The sequence below is a fragment of the Dactylosporangium siamense genome, assembly GCF_016862795.1.
Lineage (GTDB): Bacteria > Actinomycetota > Actinomycetes > Mycobacteriales > Micromonosporaceae > Dactylosporangium > Dactylosporangium siamense.
The window spans coordinates 64,953-84,519 of the sequence record NZ_BONQ01000107.1; the positions used below are offsets into that span (position 1 = coordinate 64,953).

General features: G+C 71.5%; 16 protein-coding genes. 2 read left to right on the forward strand and 14 right to left on the reverse strand.

What is annotated here, in order from left to right:
* Positions 1 to 2 precede the first annotated feature (2 nt).
* From Dsi01nite_RS33660 to Dsi01nite_RS33670, 3 genes are all read right to left on the reverse strand, one after another.
* Positions 3 to 2,291: a putative bifunctional diguanylate cyclase/phosphodiesterase gene (locus Dsi01nite_RS33660; protein ID WP_203850359.1), complete on the reverse strand. Its 2,289-nt coding sequence runs from the start codon at positions 2,289 to 2,291 to the stop codon at positions 3 to 5.
* A 76-nt stretch (positions 2,292 to 2,367) separates the two neighbouring features.
* Entirely contained in the window at positions 2,368 to 3,726 is a 1,359-nt protein-coding gene (locus Dsi01nite_RS33665; RefSeq protein WP_203850360.1) for a dihydrolipoyl dehydrogenase family protein, read from the reverse strand.
* Positions 3,727 to 3,761: 35 nt separating this feature from the next.
* Positions 3,762 to 3,998 carry an SCO4848 family membrane protein gene (locus Dsi01nite_RS33670; protein WP_203850361.1) on the reverse strand — a complete coding sequence of 79 codons (237 nt, stop codon included), beginning with the start codon at positions 3,996 to 3,998 and terminating at the stop codon, positions 3,762 to 3,764.
* A gap of 211 nt (positions 3,999 to 4,209) precedes the next feature.
* Here Dsi01nite_RS33670 and Dsi01nite_RS33675 point away from each other — a divergent pair, with 211 nt between their 5' ends.
* On the forward strand, positions 4,210 to 6,123 hold the full coding sequence (locus tag Dsi01nite_RS33675) for a S8 family serine peptidase (RefSeq protein WP_203850362.1): 1,914 nt from the start codon (positions 4,210 to 4,212) through the stop codon (positions 6,121 to 6,123).
* Positions 6,124 to 6,199: 76 nt separating this feature from the next.
* Here the strand turns inward: Dsi01nite_RS33675 and Dsi01nite_RS33680 are convergent, their stop codons facing one another.
* Together Dsi01nite_RS33680 and Dsi01nite_RS33685 are read right to left on the reverse strand one after the other, a co-directional pair.
* Entirely contained in the window at positions 6,200 to 6,994 is a 795-nt protein-coding gene (locus Dsi01nite_RS33680) for a serine hydrolase domain-containing protein (RefSeq protein ID WP_203850363.1), read from the reverse strand.
* 10 nt (positions 6,995 to 7,004) lie between these two features.
* Entirely contained in the window at positions 7,005 to 8,624 is a 1,620-nt protein-coding gene (locus tag Dsi01nite_RS33685) for a chitinase (protein ID WP_203850364.1), read from the reverse strand.
* 209 nt (positions 8,625 to 8,833) lie between these two features.
* Here Dsi01nite_RS33685 and Dsi01nite_RS33690 point away from each other — a divergent pair, with 209 nt between their 5' ends.
* Complete coding sequence (locus Dsi01nite_RS33690) at positions 8,834 to 9,400, forward strand: hypothetical protein (protein ID WP_203850365.1); 567 nt, start codon at positions 8,834 to 8,836, stop codon at positions 9,398 to 9,400.
* Between the two features lie 208 nt (positions 9,401 to 9,608).
* On the opposite strand, the gene Dsi01nite_RS33695 is transcribed toward Dsi01nite_RS33690, so the two are convergent.
* The 9 genes from Dsi01nite_RS33695 to Dsi01nite_RS33735 all read right to left on the reverse strand — a co-directional run bounded on the left by Dsi01nite_RS33695 (position 9,609) and on the right by Dsi01nite_RS33735 (position 19,480).
* A complete protein-coding gene (locus tag Dsi01nite_RS33695) occupies positions 9,609 to 10,442 on the reverse strand; it encodes an NAD(P)H-binding protein (protein WP_203850366.1) in 834 nt (277 codons plus the stop codon).
* Positions 10,443 to 10,837: 395 nt separating this feature from the next.
* Positions 10,838 to 13,015: an MMPL family transporter gene (locus tag Dsi01nite_RS33700; RefSeq protein ID WP_203850367.1), complete on the reverse strand. Its 2,178-nt coding sequence runs from the start codon at positions 13,013 to 13,015 to the stop codon at positions 10,838 to 10,840.
* 24 nt (positions 13,016 to 13,039) lie between these two features.
* Positions 13,040 to 13,582: a TetR/AcrR family transcriptional regulator gene (locus Dsi01nite_RS33705; RefSeq protein ID WP_203850368.1), complete on the reverse strand. Its 543-nt coding sequence runs from the start codon at positions 13,580 to 13,582 to the stop codon at positions 13,040 to 13,042.
* A gap of 119 nt (positions 13,583 to 13,701) precedes the next feature.
* Positions 13,702 to 14,073, reverse strand: a complete 372-nt coding sequence (locus Dsi01nite_RS33710) for a hypothetical protein (protein ID WP_203850369.1) — start codon at positions 14,071 to 14,073, stop codon at positions 13,702 to 13,704.
* Positions 14,074 to 14,142: 69 nt separating this feature from the next.
* Positions 14,143 to 15,099 carry an N-acetylglucosamine kinase gene (locus Dsi01nite_RS33715; protein ID WP_345006091.1) on the reverse strand — a complete coding sequence of 319 codons (957 nt, stop codon included), beginning with the start codon at positions 15,097 to 15,099 and terminating at the stop codon, positions 14,143 to 14,145.
* 98 nt (positions 15,100 to 15,197) lie between these two features.
* Positions 15,198 to 16,439 (reverse strand): 6-phospho-beta-glucosidase, encoded by a 1,242-nt coding sequence (locus Dsi01nite_RS33720; RefSeq protein WP_203850371.1) that lies wholly within the window; start codon positions 16,437 to 16,439, stop codon positions 15,198 to 15,200.
* Positions 16,436 to 17,257 carry a carbohydrate ABC transporter permease gene (locus tag Dsi01nite_RS33725; RefSeq protein ID WP_203850372.1) on the reverse strand — a complete coding sequence of 274 codons (822 nt, stop codon included), beginning with the start codon at positions 17,255 to 17,257 and terminating at the stop codon, positions 16,436 to 16,438. The genes Dsi01nite_RS33720 and Dsi01nite_RS33725 overlap by 4 nt, the downstream gene beginning before the upstream one ends.
* Positions 17,254 to 18,165, reverse strand: a complete 912-nt coding sequence (locus Dsi01nite_RS33730; protein ID WP_239136361.1) for a carbohydrate ABC transporter permease — start codon at positions 18,163 to 18,165, stop codon at positions 17,254 to 17,256. Before Dsi01nite_RS33730 ends, Dsi01nite_RS33725 begins: the two co-directional genes overlap by 4 nt.
* Position 18,166: 1 nt before the next feature.
* Entirely contained in the window at positions 18,167 to 19,480 is a 1,314-nt protein-coding gene (locus Dsi01nite_RS33735) for an ABC transporter substrate-binding protein (RefSeq protein ID WP_203850374.1), read from the reverse strand.
* Positions 19,481 to 19,567: the final 87 nt, after the last annotated feature.

Genomic DNA, 19,567 nt, shown 5'->3' on the forward strand with positions numbered 1-19,567 from the left:
GTTCAGTCTGACGGAGCGGCCGCCGGCAGTGCCACGCGGACCGCCCAGGCGGCGGCGAACGCGTCGGGGTCGACGGCGCGGCCCCACAGCCAGCCCTGCGCGAGGGGTACACCCAGCGCAAGGAGCACATCACGCTGCGCTTCGGTCTCCACGCCCTCGGCGACGACCGCGAGATGCAGGGCGCTGCTCATCGCGACAACGGCCCGCACGATCTCCTCGTCCTCGGCGCTGGTGCCCAGACCGTTGACGAACGACCGGTCGATCTTCACCCCGGTGACCGGGTGCCGGCGCAGGTAACCCAGCGCGGAGAACCCGGTGCCGAAGTCGTCGACGGAGATCCGCACGCCGAGGGCGCGCAGCTCCACGAGGACGCGTTCGGTCAGGTCGCTGCCCTCGACCATGACCGACTCGGTGATCTCCAGGACCAGGTTGGCGGCCGGCACCCCCGTCTGCCGCAGCGTGCGGCCGAGCCGCTCGGCGAACGCCGGATCGCCGAGCTGCCGTGGTGAGACGTTCACCGACATCCAGAAGTCGTCGTCGACCACGCCGCCGGCGCGCCACCGGGCCAGCTGGAGCAGCGACTCGCGCAGCACCCAGGCGCCGAGCGCGGAGATGAGGTTGGAGTCCTCGGCGACGGCGATGAACATGTTGGGTCCGATCCAGCCGCGGACCGGGTGCTGCCACCGGCACAGCGCCTCGGCGCCGGCGGGCCGGCCGGTGTCCATCGCGACGATCGGCTGGTAGGCGATGCTGAGCTGCTCCTGCGCGACGGCGGCGCGCAGCGCCACCTCGATCTCGACCCGCTCGCGGACCGCGTCGCGCATCGAGGCGTCGAAGACGGTCCAGCGGTTGCGACCGGACTCCTTCGCCCGGTACATGGCGGTGTCGGCGTCGCGCATGAGCGCGTCGGCCCGGTCGGCGCGGGTGTTCCTGGGCGCCTGCACGATCCCCATGGAGGCGCCGATCACCACCTCGGCGGTGCCGCCCTCGGCGGTGACGACCGTCAGGGGGTGCTCGACGCACTCCATGATCCGCCGGGCGTTGGCCATGGCCTCCGGCTCGGTGCAGCGCTGCACGATGACGAACTCGTCGCCGCCGACCCGGGCGATCGTCGCCGTGTCCGGCAGCGCGTGCCGCAGCCGGGTGCCGATGGAGACGATGAGCTGGTCGCCGGCCGGGTGCCCCCATGAGTCGTTGACCAGCTTGAACCCGTCGAGGTCGAGGTAGAACATCCACACGTTCGCGGCCCGGTCGCCGCGCTGGTCGCCTCGTTCGTCGGCCAGCAGCCGCTCGACCATGATGCTGAGCATCCGCCGGTTCGGCAGGTCGGTCAGCGGGTCGTGGGTCGCCTGGTGCTCGAAGCGGCGCTGCGCGGCGGCGTGGCTCTGCACCGCGGCGGAGGCCCGCGCCAGCAGCAGCGCGACGATCGCGGCGCCGCCGAGGCCGAGTGCCCAGCGCTTCACCGGCGTGTCGGCGCTGAGGGTGACGGTGAGCACGAACGGCGTCGCGACCGCCGGCCCGATCAGCAGCATCCGCGGCACCGACCACGCCTGGATCGGCAGCGGCGTGGCCCGTGCGAGGGCCTTCGCCGTCGGGTGCAGCGCGGCGGCGCCGCCGAGGGTGAACGCCAGCAGGAACGGCAGTGCCATCAACCGGGGCCCGGTCACGTCCCCGTGCCGGCCGATGATCGCGTAGCCCAGGTCACCGACGAAGACCAGCACCATCATGGCGCCCATCAGCATGAACGACGGCTGCCGCTTGGCCGTGGTGAACGCGAGGTTGGCCACCAGCAGCACGGTGACGGTGTCCAGCAGCGGATACAGCCCGGCGATGAGGGTGACGATCAGCGGCCGGCCGGGGATCGACGCGGCCGGCTGCACGAACAGCAGCGTCGAGGCGAGCGCCGAGCCGACGCACACGATGAGCCCGTCGACCAGCGCGTGCCGGTCGATGCCCCACCGGCTCTGGAACGTGACCAGCGACGCGATGAAGAACCCGAACCCGCAGATGGTGAACGCGTCGCCGATCTGCGCGACCGGTGCGGGCTGGTCGACCAGCAGGGCCCGCACGATGATCCCGACGAGGAAGAACGACGCGGCCGCCGTCATCAGCCGCCACGGGCGGCGCGGGTGCACGGCGTGCAGGCGCGGCCCGAACGCCCAGGCCGCGATGCACACGACGCCGATCACCGCGGAGGCGAGGTCGGCGGCGACGTCCAGCGCGAACAGTGCGGTGCACAGGGCGCCGAGCACCAGGAGCGCGAGCCAGAGCCGGTCGCGGCGCAGGACCACCCGGGCACCTCCAGCCTTCTCGTCGTGCGCATCCTATCGGCGTGCCGGATGGCATTCTGAGCAAAGGCGGGCTTCGTCAGTGCAGGTCGCGCAGCGCGTCCTCGATTCCCCGGTGGAAGGTGGGGTACGCGTAGATCATGTGGCGCAGCGTCTCCACCGGGACCTGCGCGTGGACCGCCACCGCCAGGGCCGACAGGACCTCGCCGCCGACCGGGCCGGCCGAGGTCGCGCCGACCAGGACGCCCCGGTCGGCGTCCTCGACCAGCTTGATGAAGCCCTCGTTGCCCACCTTGTGGATCCAGCCGCGGGACGACGACGGGACCTGGCCGGTGCCGACCCGGACCCGGGTGCCGGCGGCGCGGGCCTGCGCCTCGGTGAGGCCGACCGCGCCGATCTCCGGGTCGGTGAACGTCACCCGCGGCGTGGCCCGGTAGTCGGCCGGCGGGCCGTCCTGGCCGAGGATGTCGCGCACGGCGATGCCCGCCTGGTACATCGCCATGTGGGTGAACGCGCCGTGGCCGGTCACGTCGCCGACGGCCCAGACCTTGTCGGCGGCGCGCATCCGCTCGTCGACGGTGACGCTGCGGGCGGCCGGGTCCAGGCCGACCCGGTCGACGCCGAGTTTGGACAGGTCGACCCTGCGGCCGGTGGCGACGAGGAGCTTCTCGGCGCTGACGGTCCGGCCGTCGGACAGGTTGACGGTGAAGCCGCCACCGTCATGACGGACCTCGGCGGCCTTGACCCCGACGTGCACGGTGACGCCGTCGCGGGTCAGCGCGTCGTGGGCCAGGTCGCTCGACTCCGGCTCCTCGAGCGCGACGAGCCGGTCGAGGGCCTCCACGACGGTGACGGTCACGCCGAAGCGGGCGAAGACCTGGGCCAGCTCGACGCCGATCGCGCCGCCGCCGAGCACGATCAGCGACGCGGGGAGGGTCTCGACCTCGATGGCCTCGCGGTTGGTCCACAGCGGGGTGCCGGCCAGGCCGTCGATCGGGGGGACCGCCGGCTCGGTGCCGGTGCCCAGGACGATGCCGCGGGAGGCGCGGAACACGCGGTCGCCGACGGTGACCTCGCCGGCGCCGGTGATCGTCGCCCAGCCGCGCACGAACGTCACGCCCTTGCCGACCAGGCGGTCGACGGCGACCTTGTCGTCCCACGAGTCGGTGGCCTCGTCGCGGATGCGCCGGGCGACCGGGGCCCAGTCGGCGCGCACGTCGGCGGCGCCGGCGAGCTGCGGCACGCGGCGGGCCTCGGCGAGGGCGTTGCCGGCCCGGATCATCATCTTGCTCGGCACGCAGCCCCAGTAGGGGCACTCGCCGCCGACGAGCCTGCCCTCGACGCCGACCACGCTCAGGCCGGCCTCGGCGAGGCGCCCGGCGACCTCCTCGCCGCCGACACCCAGCCCGACCACCACCACGTCCACGGTTTCCGCCATGCGCCAACCCTATGGGGTGCCGCCCGCCGCCGTCCTTACAGGTCGCGAACGCGTGCGGCGCGCAGGCCGCGGAGTCCGAGCACCCCGACCGCGGTGCCGAACAGGAGCGACACGGTGATCAGCAGGACGTGGATCCAGAAGAACGCCGAGCCGTGCGGGACGGTCCAGGACCGCTCGTCGTCCCAGATGGCCAGCAGGAACCGCGGCCAGATCAGCCAGCTCCACACCGCGACCACGATCAGCAACAGGGACCACCGCCGGGACAACACCACGGCCGCAGTATGCCAGCGCCCCGCTGTCAGGTGTTCGCCGGTGGCCACCGGCGGGGGGTATGACAGCAGGTCGGAAAGCCTGTCGGGTGTTCGGCGCATTCTGGTCACCGGCCCGTGACTTTCGGTGTATGACACCGCATCGTGGTGATTCGAACGCACGGAGTGAGTGTGTTCGTGCTCCATGGATGGGGAGATGCGGATGATGAAGCCGATGACGGGCCGTCGTCGACTGCGCGCTGGCGCGTCGGGGTTGGTAGCCGTCGCGACGTCGTTGGGCCTGATCGGGGTCGGCGTTCCAGCCGCGGCTGTGACCAGCCCGGAGGCCGGCGCGAGCCGTCTGGGTGGCGGCTGGTCCGCCGACGAATGGCCGGCGGGTGCCGGCACCACGCTCAAGAGCGTGCGGTCGATCATCAAGGCCGACAGCGGTGCCGCGGCGTCGCTGACCGGTCAGGGGGTCGGCATCGCGTTGATCGACACCGGGGTCGCCCCGGTCGCCGGGCTGCCGGCGGCGCAGGTCGTGAACGGCCCCGACCTGTCGTTCGAGTCGCAGTCGGGCCAGCTGCGCTACCTGGACACGTTCGGCCACGGCACGCACATGGCCGGCATCATGGTCGGCAACGACGCGGCCTCCGGCACGATCGGCCTCGCCCCGAAGGCGAAGGTGACCTCCGTCAAGGTCGGCACCGCCACCGGCGCCAACGACGTGTCGCAGATGATCGCCGCGATCGACTGGGTCGTGCAGAACCGCAACCATGATCCGGCCAGCCCGATCCGGGTCCTGAACCTGTCCTACGGCAGCAGCGGCATGTCGGCCTCCACCGTCGACCCGCTGATGTTCGCCGTCGAGCAGGCGTGGCAGGCCGGCATCGTGGTCGTCGTCGCCGCCGGCAACGACGGCAACACCACCACCGCGCTCACCAACCCGGCGATGGACCCGTTCGTCCTCGCGGTCGGCGCGTCCACCACCAACAACACCATCGCCATGACCGACGACGACCTGGCCACCTACACCAACAACTCCAACCAGGCCCGCAAGGTCGACATCCTGGCGCCCGGCACGTCGATCGTGTCGCTGCGCGACCCGGGCTCCAACGTCGACCAGCAGTACCCGACGGCGCGCGTCGGCGACACCGGCTTCAAGGGCAGCGGCACGTCGCAGGCCGCGGCCGTGACCGCCTCCGCGGTGGCGCTGCTGCTGCAGCAGCGGCCGTCGCTCACCCCCGACCAGGTCAAGAAGCTGCTGACCAGCAGCGCGACCGCGCTGACCACGGGCGCGGCGAAGACGCAGGGCCTCAAGGAGCTCAACGTCTCCGCCGCCGTCGCCGCGGCCACCCCGTCCGCGACGCAGACCATCGCGAAGGGCACCGGCACCGGCTCCCTGGAGACCACCCGCGGCGGCAACCACCTGTCGTTCAACAACATCGAGCTCAAGGGCGAGAACTCCATCTTCGGCCCGTTCAACGGCACCGCCTGGGCCAACCTCGCCGCGAGCAAGACGTCCTGGAACGGCGGCATGTGGATGGGGTACCGCATGGCCGGCGACACCTGGACCGGGGCCGGCGGCACCGGCGGCACGGGACAGATCACCGGCTTCGCGGGCAAGTGCATCGACGTGCAGAACCGGCAGAACATCAACGGCACGCCGATCCAGCTGTACGACTGCAACAACACCCCGGCGCAGTACTGGGTCCTCGCCGCGGACGGCACGGCGCAGGCCCTCGGCAAGTGCCTGGACGTCACCGCCGCGGGCACCGTCAACGGCACCAAGGTCCAGCTCTACGACTGCAACGGCACCCCGGCCCAGCAGTGGCGCGTCAACAGCGCCCGCCAGCTGGTGAACGTCGGTTCGAGCAAGTGCCTCGACGTGACCGCCTTCGACTCCACCAACGGCATCCAGCTGCAGATCTGGGACTGCCTCGACCAGGACAACCAGCGCTGGGTCCCGCCGTCGGCGTCGCGGACCTGGGCCGCCGCCTCGTGGCAGGGCACGCCGTGGACCGGCTCCGGCTCGTGGAGCGACCCGGAGTGGTCCGAGCAGTACTGGACCGGTCACTACTGGTCCGGTCACTACTGGAGCGGCCATTACTGGTCCGCCGACGACTGGTCGACGTCCAGCTGGTCGTGACGCTTTCCCGGCACCGCACAAGGCGGGGCGCCCTCACCCACGAGGGCGCCCCGCCGCCGTGTCCGGACCGGTGTCGTCAGCCCAGGACGGCGTCGGACAGGACCGGCCACACCTCGGCGGACCAGTCGCCGAAGTCGCGGTCGGTGAGGCAGGCGCAGGCCAGGCCCGCGACCGGGTCGACCCACAGGAACGTGCCGCTGCGGCCGAAGTGGCCGAAGGTGGCGGGGGAGTTGCGCGAACCGGTCCAGTGCGGGGACTTCCCGTCCCGGATCTCGAAGCCCAGACCCCAGTCGTTCGGGTCCTGACGGCCGAAGCCTGGAAGCACCCCCGACACCCCGGGGAACTGCACGGACACGGCCTCCGGCATGAGGTCGGGGACCAGACTCGGGTCGAGCAGCTCCTGGCCGAGCAGGGCCAGGTCGGACAGCGGGCCGCGGGCACCGGCGGCCGGTGAGCCCTCCAGGGTGGTGCCACCCATGCCGAGCGGCCGCAGCACCGACTCGGTGAGCAGCTCCGCGAACGTGCCGCCGGTGCGGGTCAGGACGAAGTCCGCCAGGTATTCGAACCCGCGGTTGGAGTAGACCCGCTTCCGGCCGGGCGCGGCGACCCGCGTGTCGTCGTCGAACGCGACCCCGGACGTGTGCGCGAGCAGGTGCCGGACCGTCGAGCCCTCCGGTCCGGCCTCCTCGTCGAGCGTGACGTCGCCCTTGTCGACCGCGACGAGCACGGTCAGCGCCGTCAGCAGCTTCGTCACCGACGCCCACGGCAGGGGATCGTCCGGACCGGTGCGGTCGCGGACCCCTTCGGGACCCACGACCGCGACCGACGCGGTGGTGACTGGCCAGGTGCTGACGAGATCCAGTGCGCTCACACCGTCGAAACTACGGCAGGGCGTTGAGGAACGGCTCCTGGGTGTTCATGAACTCCCAGCTGTAGTACCGGTCCCAGTTGATCGACCAGGTCATGAGCCCGCGGAAGGCCGGTGAGGTGCCCCCGCGCAAGGTGTACGACCCGCAGCCCGTCCCCTTGACGAGGCAGTTGACGGCGGCCTGGACGACGGCCGGCGCCACATAGCCGTTCCCGGCGCTGACCGCGGCCGGCACGCCGAACGCGATCTGGTCGGCGCGCAGCCCGGGGAACGTCTGACCGGTGTTCGCGACCGGGAACCCGGCCTTGATCATGTCGGTCATCGCGATGTGGAAGTCGGCGCCGCCCATCTGGTGGTACTGGTTGTCCAGCCCGGTGATCGGACCCGAGTTGTAGTCCTGGACGTGCAGCACGGTGAGGAAGTCACGCACCGCGTGGATGACCGGCAGGTAGGAACCGGCCCGGTTGTCCCCGGCGCTGGTGCCGCCGTAGAACTGGTACCCGAGCTGCACGAAGAACGTCTCCGGCGCCATGGTCAGCACGAACTTCGTGCCGTACTTCGCCTTCAGCGTCTTGAGCGCGGCGATCAGGTTCACCACGACCGGCGTGGTCGGGTTGCGGAAGTCGCTGTCGCCGGCGTTCAGATACAGCGAGTGACCCTCGAAGTCGATGTCGAGGCCGTCCAGGCCCCACCGGTCGATGATCGCGCTGACCGAGTTGACGAACGCGTCCCGGGCCGCCGTGGTGGTGAGCTGCACCTGGCCGTTCTGCCCGCCGATGGAGATCAGGACCTTCTTGCCCTGGGCCTGCTTGGCCTTGATCGCGGCGAGGAAGTCGGCGTCGGACTCCACGTTCGGGCACTCGGCGACCGGGCAGCGGTTGAACCGGATGTCGCCGGACGTGACCGAGGTCGGCTCCCCGAACGACAGGTTGATGATGTCCCAGGCGGCCGGGATGTCGGCGACCCGGACGTATCCGGAGCCGTTGGCGAAGCTGGCGTGCAGGTAGCCGATGAGCGCGTGCTTCGGCAACCCGGTCACCGGCGGCTGCGAGGTCGACGGCGACGGGGAGGTCGACGGAGACTTCGACGGAGACGCGCTGGGACTGGCCGACGGGCTCGTGGACCGGCTGGGCGACGGCGAGGCGGTCGTCGGGCTGGGCTGGCCGCCCGGGCCGTCGAGGGAGATGTCGTCGGCGTTGTACGCGCCGGTGCCGTACCAGCCGTGCAGGTAGACCTGGACGGAGGTCTGCCCGGCGGCGGTGGTGAACGGCACGGTCAGCTTGCTGTAGCCGGTGCCGCTGGTCCAGGTGGACGCTCCGCCGGTGACGCCGAGGTACACGTACGAGCCGCGGACCCAACCGGTCAGCGTGTATGCGGTGCTCGGCTGGACCGTGACGGTCTGCGTGCACTGGGCGGTGTCGGAGGCGGTGGCGTTGCCGTTGAGGGCATACGACCCGCCGTGCACGGGCGTGGTGACGACCCCGGAGCCGGAGCCGGTGCACGACCAGCCGCTCAGCGAGCCGCTCTCGAACCCGGGGTTGGTCAACAGGTTGGCGGCATAGGCATTCGTGGTTACGAGCAGACCGGTCACCAGCAGGATCGCGGCGCCGAGGATGAGCGCGATGCGCTTCATGGGGGTGGACCTCCATCGACGGTGCTCGCCATTATTAAGTTTGTTTACGGTTCTTGTAAAGGACCCTCTTCGTTCGCGTCAGAGATCGCGGCGGTGCAGCAGGGAGCGCACCCGCAGGTCCCGGCGCAGCCGCGGGTCGTCGAGCGCGTCCACGACGCAGCCGACCCCGACCCACGTGGCGCCGGCGACGGGCTCGGTAGCGTGGTGCGATGGGGGAGACTTCGTTGGACCTGGTGATCGACCTCGATGTGGCCGAGGACCGGCCGGGCCCTTCGGTCCCGCCGTGGCGGCGGCTGGCGGCCAAGCGGGTGCCCACCGGAATGCTGGTGCTGGTCGGGCTGGTGAGCCTGCTCGCCGGGGCGGTGGCAGGGCAGCGGTGGGAGGCCGGGCGGCAGCGGGACCGCGAGGTGTCGGAGGTCTCGCTCCACCTCAGCGTCGCGGGGATGGGGTCGGCGTCGGGCGGGAGCGGACGGTTTGTCGTCGAGGGCACCGTCGCCGTTGCGAACGGCGGGCCGAGGACGATCGAGCTCCTCGGGGCGGAGAAGCCCGCGGACGTCATGGTCTGGGGGCATCGGCGCATCCCGCCGGGGGCGACCGCCTGGCTCGCGGTCAGTGCCACCATCACCTGCGGCGAGGGCGCCGGCAGCATGCCGCTGCCGGTCGAGCTGCCGGTGATGACGCAGGACGGCGTGCAGCGCACGGCGAAGGCACAGTTGCCGCTGGTGGGAAGCGCCTGGCAGCAGTACGTGGTGCAGGGCTGTGCGCTACCCCGCTGAGGAGCCGGCGCGCGGTGCGGCGCGGCCGGGACGCCCTGCCATTGGTGGCCGGCGCCGCGGCGACCCTGTTCCTGATCGGGTCGCCGCGGGCCCTGTTCGACCTGGGTGCCGCCGTCACCGCGGCTGCGCGACCACCGCCGGCGCGGCGAGGCGTTGCTGCCCGGCCTGAGCGGCGCGCTCGGCCGGGACCTGGAGATGGATGTGGTGGTCAGGCGCCGGTGAACAGGTCCACGTGGTCCTCGACCCAGTCGCTCAGGGTCAGCGCGGGCCGGCCGGTCACCCGCGGCACCGTGTCGAACACCGTGTGATCCCAGGCGCCGGACTGGCGTTTGAGCTCGAGCAGCGCCTCCAACCGGGGGCCACCCCAGCCGCGGGCCTCGAACGCCGCGCGGGTCTGCGCCACGGTGCGCACCACGAGCCGCACCGGTGTGCCGATCGCCGAGGCGACGGTGTCCGCCTGCTGGGCCGGTGACAGCGCCGACGGCCCGGTGATCGTGTACTCCTGCCCGGTGTGGCCTGGGCGGGTGAGCACGGTCGCGGCGACGGCGGCCACGTCGAGGGGGTGCACCATCGCCGAGGCCGGGTCGGTTTCGGTGACCGTCATGGTGCGGTCGTGGGCGATGCCGTGCGCGTACTGCTCCAGGTACGTCATGAACGTCCCCGGCCGCAGGATCGTCCACGGAATCCCGGATTCGCGGATGACGTCCTCGCCGGCGCGGTGGCCGGTCGAGATCGCGTCGGTGGCGCCGAAGGTGACGCCGCTGGTGGAGAGCTTCACGAGGTGCCGGACGCCGGCGGCGCGGGCCGCGGCGACGAGCGCGCGTTCCTGGACGGGACCGTCCGGGCCGTACCCGGGGACCAGGACGAACACGGAGGTGACGCCGTCGAGCGCGGCGGGCAGGGTCTCCGGGCGGTCGAGGTCACCGTAGACCGCGCCGAGGAAGGACGGGCGGCGGGTCATGGCCCGCACGGCGTGGCGCCGCGCGAGCAGGGGGACGAGTTCGGAGCCGATGGTGCCGGTGGCACCGGTGACGAGAATCATGATCTTCCAAAGGGTGATCGCGGCGCACGCTGGCGCCGGGCGAGAAGTACAAGGGAGCGACGCCGTTGCCCACTAGGGAACGGCACAAGACCCCGACCCTCGGTCAGCTCCCCGACCAGGGCCCCGTCTCCGGCTTGTCGTGTCTCGCGACCACGTCCTTTCGAAATCCGCCTCAGCGTACCGCGCCCGGGTTCCAGGCGGCGAGCGCCCCGATCCGCTCCACCGCGGTCTTCGCGGCCGCGGCGATCCGCTCCGGCTTGACCGGGACCTCTGCGGTTCGGCAGGACGACCCGGACCGGCCACAGCATGTTGTCGTGAAACGCGTCGTCCACGGCGCCCAGTGTGGTGACCGGCCGCTCGGGCGGCGAGCGAATTGTCGCCGCCCGAGCGGTGCGTCAGACGTGCGCGGGTTCGGGCTCCGGCGCGGCGGCGAGGTGCTCGCGGAGCTTCTCGCCCTCGATGTCGACGTTCGGCAGGAGCTTCGACAGCCAGCCCGGCAGCCACCACGCGGCGCGGCCGAGCAGCGACACGACCGCCGGCACGATGGTCATGCGGACCACGAACGCGTCGATGGCGACGCCGATGGCGAGGGCGAAGCCCATCGACTTGATGACCGGGTCGTCGAGGAGGATGAAGCCCGCGAACACCGAGGTCATGATGAGCGCCGCCGCGGTGACGACCCGAGCGCCGTGGCCCATGCCGCTGATCGTCGCCTCCTGCGGGCCGGCGCCGTGCACGTAGTCCTCCCGCATCCGGGAGACCAGGAACACCTCGTAGTCCATGGCGAGGCCGAACAGGATGCCGATGAGCAGGATCGGCAGGAAGCTGACCAGCGGGCCGGGCGTGTCGAGCCCGACCAGCGAGGCCAGGTGCCCCTGCTGGAACACCAGGACGGTGATGCCGAACGTCGCGCCGACGGTGAGCAGGAACCCGGCCGCGGCCTTCAACGGCACCAGGATCGAGCGGAACACGAGCATCAGCAGCAGCACCGACAGCCCGACGACCAGCAGCAGGTAGCGGGGCATGGCGTCGGACAGCTTCTCCGACACGTCGATGCCGACGGCGGTCTGGCCGGTCAGCGCGATGTCGGCGCCCTGGACCTGCTTGACCTTGGCGCGCACGTCGTGCACGAGCGTCTCGGTGGCCTCGTCGGTGGGTCCGGTCTTCGGGATGATCGCCAGCAGCGCGGTCTTGCCGTCGCGGCTGAAGTTTGGCGGGGTCGCGGCCAGGAGGTTCGTGGTGCCCTGCAGGACGCCGAGGGCCTCCTGCGCCTTCGCCTTCGTCGTGTCGGCCGAGTCCGTGGACACGACCAGCGCGAGCCGGCCGTTGAAGCCGGGGCCGAAGCCCTCGTCGATGAGGTCGGCGGCCTTGCGCGCCGGGGAGTCGGTGGGGCCGGCGCTGGCCCCGGGCAGCGCGATGCGCATGTCCGCGGCCGGGATCGCCAGTGCGCCCAGGCCGATGACGCCGATGAGCAGCACCGGTACGCGGAACCGGGTGATCGCCCGGGCCCAGCGGAAGCCGAAGCCCTCGACGTGGTGGACGACGGTGTCACTGGTCTCGCCGGTCTTGCGCAGGCGCTTCGGCAGGATCCGCCGGCCGGCGAAGCCGAGCAGCGCCGGCTGCAGCGTGATCGCGACGAGGACCGCGACCGCGACGGTGCCCGCGGCGGCCAGACCCATGACGGTCAGGAACGGGATGTTGACGACGAACAGGCCGGCGAGGGCGATGACGACGGTGGCGCCGGCGAAGACGACCGCGGAGCCCGCGGTGCCGACGGCCCGCCCGGCGGCCTCGTCGGGGGCGAGCCCGTCGACCAGGTTCTGCCGGTGCCGGGACGTGATGAACAGCGAGTAGTCGATGCCGACGGCGAGGCCGAGCATCAGCGCGAGCACCGGCGCGGTGCTGGTGAGCTGGACCACGCCGCTGAGCGCGAACAGCCCGGCCATGCCGGCGCCGACGCCGATGAGCGCGTTGAGCATCGTCATGCCGGCCGCGACCAGCGAGCCGAACGTCACGACGAGCACGACGAGGGCGATGAGGACGCCGATGCCCTCGGTGCCGCCGACCTCGGGTTCGCTGTTCATGACCTCGCCGCCGTGCTCGACCGTCAGCCCGGCCTGCCGTGCCGCGGCGCCGCTGTTCTCGTAGGCGGTGCGCTGCTCGTCGGTGACCTTGTCGGCCCGGTCGGCGAACTGCACGGTGATCAGCGCGTACCGCCCGTCCTGCGACAGGGCACCGGTCTGGAACGGGTCGAGCGCACCGAGGACGCCCGGCAGCTTCGACGCCTCGGCGACGAGCCCGTCCACGGTGCTCTTCGACGCGGTCAGCTGCTGGCCCTGCGGGGCGGCGACGACGATCGTGCCGGTGGCGCCGCTGGCCTCCGGGAACTGTGACTTCAGCGCGTCGATCGCCCGCTGCGACTCGGTGCCCGGCATGGTGAAGTCGCTGGAGGTGGCACCGCTGAACGCGGCGGCCGCACCGCCGAGCCCGCCGAGGACCACCACCCAGATGATCAGCACGAGCCAGCGGTGCCGGAACGAGGCCCGCCCCAGCCGGTAGAGCACGGTTGCCATATCGGTCGTCCTTGTCGTGAGGGGTTACGAGAGGGATTCCAGCGCCCGGCCGGCGGTGGCGATGAGCGCCGCCCGCAGGGTCTCGTCGTCGAACTCGGTGCAGGCGAAGATGACGGCCGGCAGCCCGGCGAGGACGAACTTCGCCGACAGCCGCGACTGCGCCGAGCCGGAGGTCCCGGCGAGCGTCGCGTGCAGCTGCTCGGTCAGCACCTGCACCGGCTGCAGGGCGGGCTGCAGCAGCAGGGCCGGCAGGTCGCCGTAGATGACCTGGATCTCCCGGCGGTGCCGCATCGCGAGATCGACGAAGCCCTGCACCGCGATCTTCCGCGCGGTGTCGGGGTCGGGCGCGGCGGCGACCTGGTCCAGCAGGTCACGGAGCTCGGCGATGGCGGGTGCGCACAGCTCGGCGAGGATCGCGTCCTTGCTGTCGAAGTGGTACAGCAGGGTCGCCTTGGAGCAGCCCACCTCGGCGGCGATGTCCTGCAGCGACGTGCCCTTGTAGCCGGACTCGGCGAACTGACGGGTTGCGGCGGTCAGGATCTCGTCGCGGGTCTTGCTCCGGGCCATGGGTCACCTCCGACGGCCAGCATGCCTGACCGATCGGTCAGAACCTGACCGATCGGCCAGTTCTGTGCCTGACCTCACAGCCTCATCGGCTGGCGGCGCCCGGTTGTGAGCGCCGGGACTCAGCGGACCAGGACGTTGCCCCCGGTCGCGTCGTCCACGACGGACCTGTCGTCCAGGGCGTCGTTCAGTCGCACGTCCACGGTCAACTGGTCGATCGGTGCCGTGCCGCACGTCGGCGACGGCCGGTCGCGCACGTAGGCGCTGAGCCGCACGGCCCTGGCCTCCTCGACGACGTCGATCCGGTCGACCTGGTCGCAGCTGGAAAACGTGAGGTGCACCCGCAACGCGCTCCCGTCGGCGTAGACCGCGTCGATCGAGATGCGCTTCGCGGGTGGCTCTGCCCTCAAGGGCCAGGCCGCGGCGACCGCCCCGGTCGCCGCGGCCACCGCGAGCACCCCGGCCGCCAGCCACACCACGCTCTGTCGCCGCATCACAGACCCCCGTCCACCGTGCCGGTCACCAGACGCACGGTAATGGGGATCGATACGCTCTGTCTGTCCCTACAGGCCGGCGCGGACGGCTGCCTCCATCGTGGCGGGGACGGGCCCGCCGTGCAGGGCGTCGAGGGCGAGCAGCGCCGCGCCCGCCACCGGCGGCGAGGACAGCACCGTCACCGACGCCCGCGGCGATAGCTTGGCCAGCCTGCCGAGGATGTCCGTGTGCAGCAGCGGATGGCGGGCGGTGAGCACCCCGCCGCCGAGCACGACGGTGTACGGGGCGTCCAGCAGCGACAGGCGGCCGGCGGCCACCCGTACCAACGCCTCGATCTCCGCGGCGAGCCTGGACACGACCCGGGCGGCGACCGCGTCGCCCGCGGCGGCGACGGTGAACAGGACCTCGCACAGCTCGTCGATGCGGCCGGCGGGCAGGTCACCGAGGTGCAGCGCGACGCTGACCGCCTCGGCGCTCGGCAGCCCGAACCGGTCCGTGACGGCCGCGGTCAGCCCGGTGGCCGGCCCGCGGCCGTCCTCGCCGCGCACCGCGTGGTAGAGCGCGAGCGGGGCGAGGTGCTGCCCGCCGCCCCAGTCGCCGGAGAGCTGGCCGAGGGCGGGGAAGCGCGACGTCTGCCCGTCGCGGCGGCGGCCGGCGGCGTTGATCCCGGCCCCGCAGACCACGCCGACCGCGTCGGGGTCGGCGGTCCCGGCGCGCAGCAACGCGAAGAGGTCGTTGTCGACGGTGACGGCGTCGGCGAGGCCGAGTGCGGTGACGCCGGCGTTGAGGCGTTCGACCTCGACGGGCAGGTCGGCGCCGGCGAGGTACGCCGACAGCCGGCTCAACGGCAGCCCGGCGGGGACCGCGGCGGTGGCCCTGGCTCGCCGGACCAGGTCGCCCAGTTGGTCCAGGCAACCCTGCAGCCCGATGACGTGCGGGGAGATCGTAGGGCCGTGGATCCGGGCGAGGATCCGGCCGTCGGAGTCGCCGAGGACCACGTCGGTCTTGGAGTTGCCGCCGTCCAGCGCGGCAAAAAGGCTTGAGTGCGCAGCATGGGGGGTGTGGGGTGGCGCAGCCCCCCACGGAACCGCCGGCGGAGCCGGGGGAGCTGGAAACTGAGCGGTCACCGCAGCCACGCGAGGTGGTCGCGGTTGGCGGCGAGCAGGTCGTCGGTGAGCCGGGTCGCCTGGGTGTGCTGGCCGACCAGGGGGTGGGCGAGCAGCGCGCGGTAGACGCGGTCCCGCCCGCCGTGCACGGCCGCGTCGACGGCCAGCTCCTCGTAGGCGCTGACCGCGCCGACCAGGCCGCGCTGGTGCGCGTCGAGCGGGGGCGCGGGCAGCGGGGTCGCGCCGGCGGCGCCGACCCGGCAGGTGACCTCGATGACGGCGTTGTCGGGCAGGAACGGCATGGTGCCGGCGTTGCGGACGTTCACGGCGTGGATCCCGCCGTCGTCGTGCTGCAGGGACGCGATCAGCCCGACGGCCGCCTCGGAGTAGAACGCCCCGCCCCGCTGGCCGAGCAGTTCGGGCTTTGACGTCAGGGTCGGGTCGGCGTACATGTCCAGCAGTGCGGCCTCGATCTCGGCGACCTTCGCACCCCGCGTGGGCTGCCCGCGCTCCTCGGAGACCACGAGGTCGTGGCAGTAGAAGTACCGCAGGTAGTAGGACGGCACGTTGCCGAGCGAGGCCAGCACCTCCGCCGGAATCTGGACTTCGGATGAAATGTCCGAAAGATGCGAAGCGAGGAGTCCGGGCAGCTGGTCGACGCCGTCCACGTACGCCGCCCGCTCCCACGTCAGGTGGTTGAGCCCGACGTGGTCCAGCACCACCGACGACGGGTCGATCCCGAGCGTCGCGGCGAAGCGGCGCTGGAAGCCGATCGCCACGTTGCACAGCCCGGCCGCCTTGAACCCGTGGTCCAGCAGCGCCCGGGTCACGATCCCGACCGGGTTGGTGAAGTTGACGATCCACGCGCCCGGGTCGGCCCGCCGGGCGATGTCCAGCACCACCGGCACCGTCCGCAGCGCCTTCGCCAGTCCACCGGCGCCGGTCGTCTCCTGCCCGACGCAGTCACACGCCAGGGGGAAGGTCTCGTCGCTGATCCGCGCCGCCTGCCCGCCGACCCGCAGCTGGATGACCACGGTCGACGCCCCGGCCAGGGCGTCGTCGACGTCGGAGGTCCACCGCAGCTTCGCCGGGTGCCCGTGCGCGGCCATGAGCCGCCGGGCGAACGCCCCCACGACCTCGAGCCGCTCGTGGGCGGGGTCCAGCAGGACGATCTCCGAGGCGAACGGGGCGAGCCGCGCGAACCCGTCGATGAGCTCCGGGGTGTACGTGGAGCCACCCCCGACGACGGCGATTTTCAACCTTTGACTCCTGTCAGCGTGACACCCTGCACGAACGCGCGCTGGGCGAAGAAGAACAGCACCACGACGGGCACCATCGTGAGGATGGTCGCGGCGCTGACGAGGTTCCACTGCACATGATGCAGGGTCTTGAAGGACGCCAGGCCCAAAGAGAGCGTCCAGTTGTGCTCGTTCTCACTGGTGTAGAGCAGCGGGCCGTAGTAGTCGTTCCAGGCGTAGAAGAACTGGAACAATGCTGCGGCGGCGATCCCGGGCCGGGCCATCGGCAGCACCACGCGCAGCAGGGTCCGCCACTCGCCGCAGCCGTCGACCCGGGCCGCGTCGAGGTATTCGCCGGGAATGGTGAGCAGGAACTGCCGCAGCAGGAAGATCGAGAACGCGTCGCCCAGCAGCATCGGCAGCACCAGGGGCACCAGCGTGCCGGTGAGCCCGACATTTGCCCACATCAGGTACAGCGGCACCGTCGTCACCTGCGGCGGGATCATCATCATGCACACGATCACGACCAGGTAGGCGTTCTGCCCCCGCCAGCGCAGCTTCGCCAGGGCGTACGCGGCGGGGACGCTGGACAGGAGCATGAACCCGGTCGCGGCCACGGCGTAGATGACGGTGTTGAGCAGGTACCGCGGCAGCGGCGTCTTGCTGAACACGTCGGCGTAGTTGGCGAACCGCCACTGGTGCGGCCAGTACGACGCGGTCAGCGCCTGCGAGTCGGTCATCAGCGAGGTCAGCAGCAGGAAGGCCACGGGCGCGACGAACATGACGCACAGCGCGATCGCGAGGCTGTACCTGGCCGTCCACAACAACCAGCGGTTCATGTCACCTTCAGGGATCGGCGCAGGAGCAGCAGGGAGACGGCGAAGGCGACGAGGAACAGCACGACCGCCATCGCGTTGGCGTAGCCGAGGGCGCCGTAGCGGAAGCCCACGACGTACAGCCACAGCGGGTAGGTGAACGTGGACCCTTCCGGGTAGCCGAAGGTCGAGGAGATCCCGGCGCCGGTGGTGGCCTGGCCGCTGGCCGCGGACGCGGCGACCGCGGCCTGCGCGAAGTACTGCAGCGTGGTGATGACGCCGATGACCGCGGTGAACGTGACGACGGGTGCGATGTTCGGCAGGGTCACGGCACGGAACCGCTGCCACGCGTTGGCGCCGTCGATCCGCGCCGCCTCGAGCTGCGCCTGCGGCACGTCCAGCAGCGCCGCCAGGTACAGCACCATCACGTCGCCGACGGCCCACAGGCACAGCAGCACCAGCGACGGCTTGGACCAGTCGGGGGAGTTGAACCACAGCGGCCCGTCGATCCCGACCTGCGCCAGCGCCGTGTTGACCGGGCCGACGCCGGGCTTGAGCAGGTAGACGAAGGCGAGGGTGGCGGCGACGGGCGGGGCGAGCGCCGGCAGGTAGAAGATCGTGCGCACGATCCCCGAACCGCGGCGCAGGCCGGTGAGCAGCATCGCGGTGGCGAGTCCGCCGAGCATCCGGGCCGGGACCATGATCACGCACAGCCACAGGGTGTTGGTGGCGGCGCGGGTCAGGAACGGGTCGTCGAACAGGTGCCGGTAGTTGCGCAGCCCGACCCATTCCGGGGTGCTGAGCAGGTCGAACTTCGTGAACGAGAAGTAGACCGCGGAGCCCAGCGGGTAGAGGAAGAAGACCACGATGCCGACCGTCGCCGGCGCCATGAACGAGGCGACGGTCAGCGCGTGGCGGAGCTTGTGGGGCACGCTACCCGCCCAGCTGCAGCAGCGAGTTGACCTGCTTGTCCACATCGGACAGTCCCTTGCCGAGGTCGGCGGCGCCGCCGCTCTGCCACGTGTCGCAGAACGTCTGGAACGTCTCCTGGTAGGCCGGCCCGGCCGACGACGGCGGCGTGGTGCTGGTCTTCGGGTGGTTGAAGATGTCCACGAACACCTTGAACTCGGGATCCAGGTGCAGGTCCGGCGAGGCCAGGGCGTCCTTCGTGGTCGGGATGTTCTTGAGGGTGTTGGCGAGCTTCACGATCGCCTTCGTGTCCGTGGTCAGATACTTGATGAGCTCCCACGCCGCCTCGGGGTTCTTCGCGGTGCGGGAGATGCCGATGACGTTGCCGGTGACGTAGCCGGAGCCGTACCGGTCCGGGCTCGACGTCGGCATCGGGGCGACCCCGAACTGCAGGTCCGGCGCCTGGTCCTTGGCGAACGCGATGCGGTACTCGCCGTCGAAGTTCATCGCGACCTGGCCCTTCTGGAAGGCGTTCGCGTCGGAGTACTCGTCGCCCAGGGAGGCGCGGAAGGCCTCGAGCTTGTCGTAGCCGTACCAGTCGACCAGGTCCTTCTGCCACTTCAGCAACGTCTGCCAGGCGGGGTCGCCGCCGATCGCGGACGTGCCGTCGCCCTTGAGCCACTGCCCGCCGACCATCGGCCCGAGGTGCGACGGGGCGTTCTCGTAGAAGCCCCACAGCGGCAGGAACCCGGCCACCTGGATGGTGCCGTCGGCGGAGCGCTTGGTGAGCTTCTTCGCCGCGTCGGCGAACTCATCGAGGGTCTTCGGCGGGCCGGCGATCCCGGCCTCGGCGAACAGCTTCTTGTTGTAGTAGAGGCCGTACGCGTCGGCGAGGACCGGCATCGCGCACCGCTTGTTCTTGTACTGGGTGTACTCCTTGACGGTCTGCGGGAACCCGTCGAGGGACACCTTGTCGCGCGTCAGGTACTGCCCGAGGTCCAGCCAGGCGCCGCTGGCGCAGAACTGCCCGACGATGTCGGTGGAGTAGGACAGCCCGACGTCGGGGCCCTGCCCGCCGCCGATCGCCTGGGTCATCTTCGAGTCGTCCTGGCCGGACTTGACCACGACCTTGATCTTCGGGTGGGACGCCTGGAAGTCCGCGACGACGCCGTCGATGGCGGTGGCCTCGCGGTCGGTGAAGAAGTGCCAGAACTCCACGGTGCCGGAGACGTCGGCGCCGGGGTCGGCGATCGGTTTGTCCTTGGGGCCGGGGGTGCAGGCCGCGGCGAGGAGCGCCACTGCAGTGAGTAATGGGATGAGGGGGACGATGCGACGCAAGGGGGTCCTCCTGGGCGTGCGGAAGTGGCCGGCCTACACATGTATTGACCGACATCACTTGCATGGGGGATTGTGGAGGTAGCACAC

Excerpts from the sequence above, each read along its gene's own strand:
- Dsi01nite_RS33710 (WP_203850369.1), bottom strand. The coding sequence starts at position 14,073 with ATGCGGCGACAGAGCGTGGTGTGGCTGGCGGCCGGGGTGCTCGCGGTG.
- Dsi01nite_RS33675 (WP_203850362.1), top strand. The coding sequence starts at position 4,210 with ATGACGGGCCGTCGTCGACTGCGCGCTGGCGCGTCGGGGTTGGTAGCC.
- Dsi01nite_RS33695 (WP_203850366.1), bottom strand. The coding sequence starts at position 10,442 with ATGATTCTCGTCACCGGTGCCACCGGCACCATCGGCTCCGAACTCGTC.
- Dsi01nite_RS33705 (WP_203850368.1), bottom strand. The coding sequence starts at position 13,582 with ATGGCCCGGAGCAAGACCCGCGACGAGATCCTGACCGCCGCAACCCGT.
- Dsi01nite_RS33685 (WP_203850364.1), bottom strand. The coding sequence starts at position 8,624 with ATGAAGCGCATCGCGCTCATCCTCGGCGCCGCGATCCTGCTGGTGACC.
- Dsi01nite_RS33690 (WP_203850365.1), top strand. The coding sequence starts at position 8,834 with ATGGGGGAGACTTCGTTGGACCTGGTGATCGACCTCGATGTGGCCGAG.
- Dsi01nite_RS33665 (WP_203850360.1), bottom strand. The coding sequence starts at position 3,726 with ATGGCGGAAACCGTGGACGTGGTGGTGGTCGGGCTGGGTGTCGGCGGC.
- Dsi01nite_RS33725 (WP_203850372.1), bottom strand. The coding sequence starts at position 17,257 with ATGAACCGCTGGTTGTTGTGGACGGCCAGGTACAGCCTCGCGATCGCG.
- Dsi01nite_RS33700 (WP_203850367.1), bottom strand. The coding sequence starts at position 13,015 with ATGGCAACCGTGCTCTACCGGCTGGGGCGGGCCTCGTTCCGGCACCGC.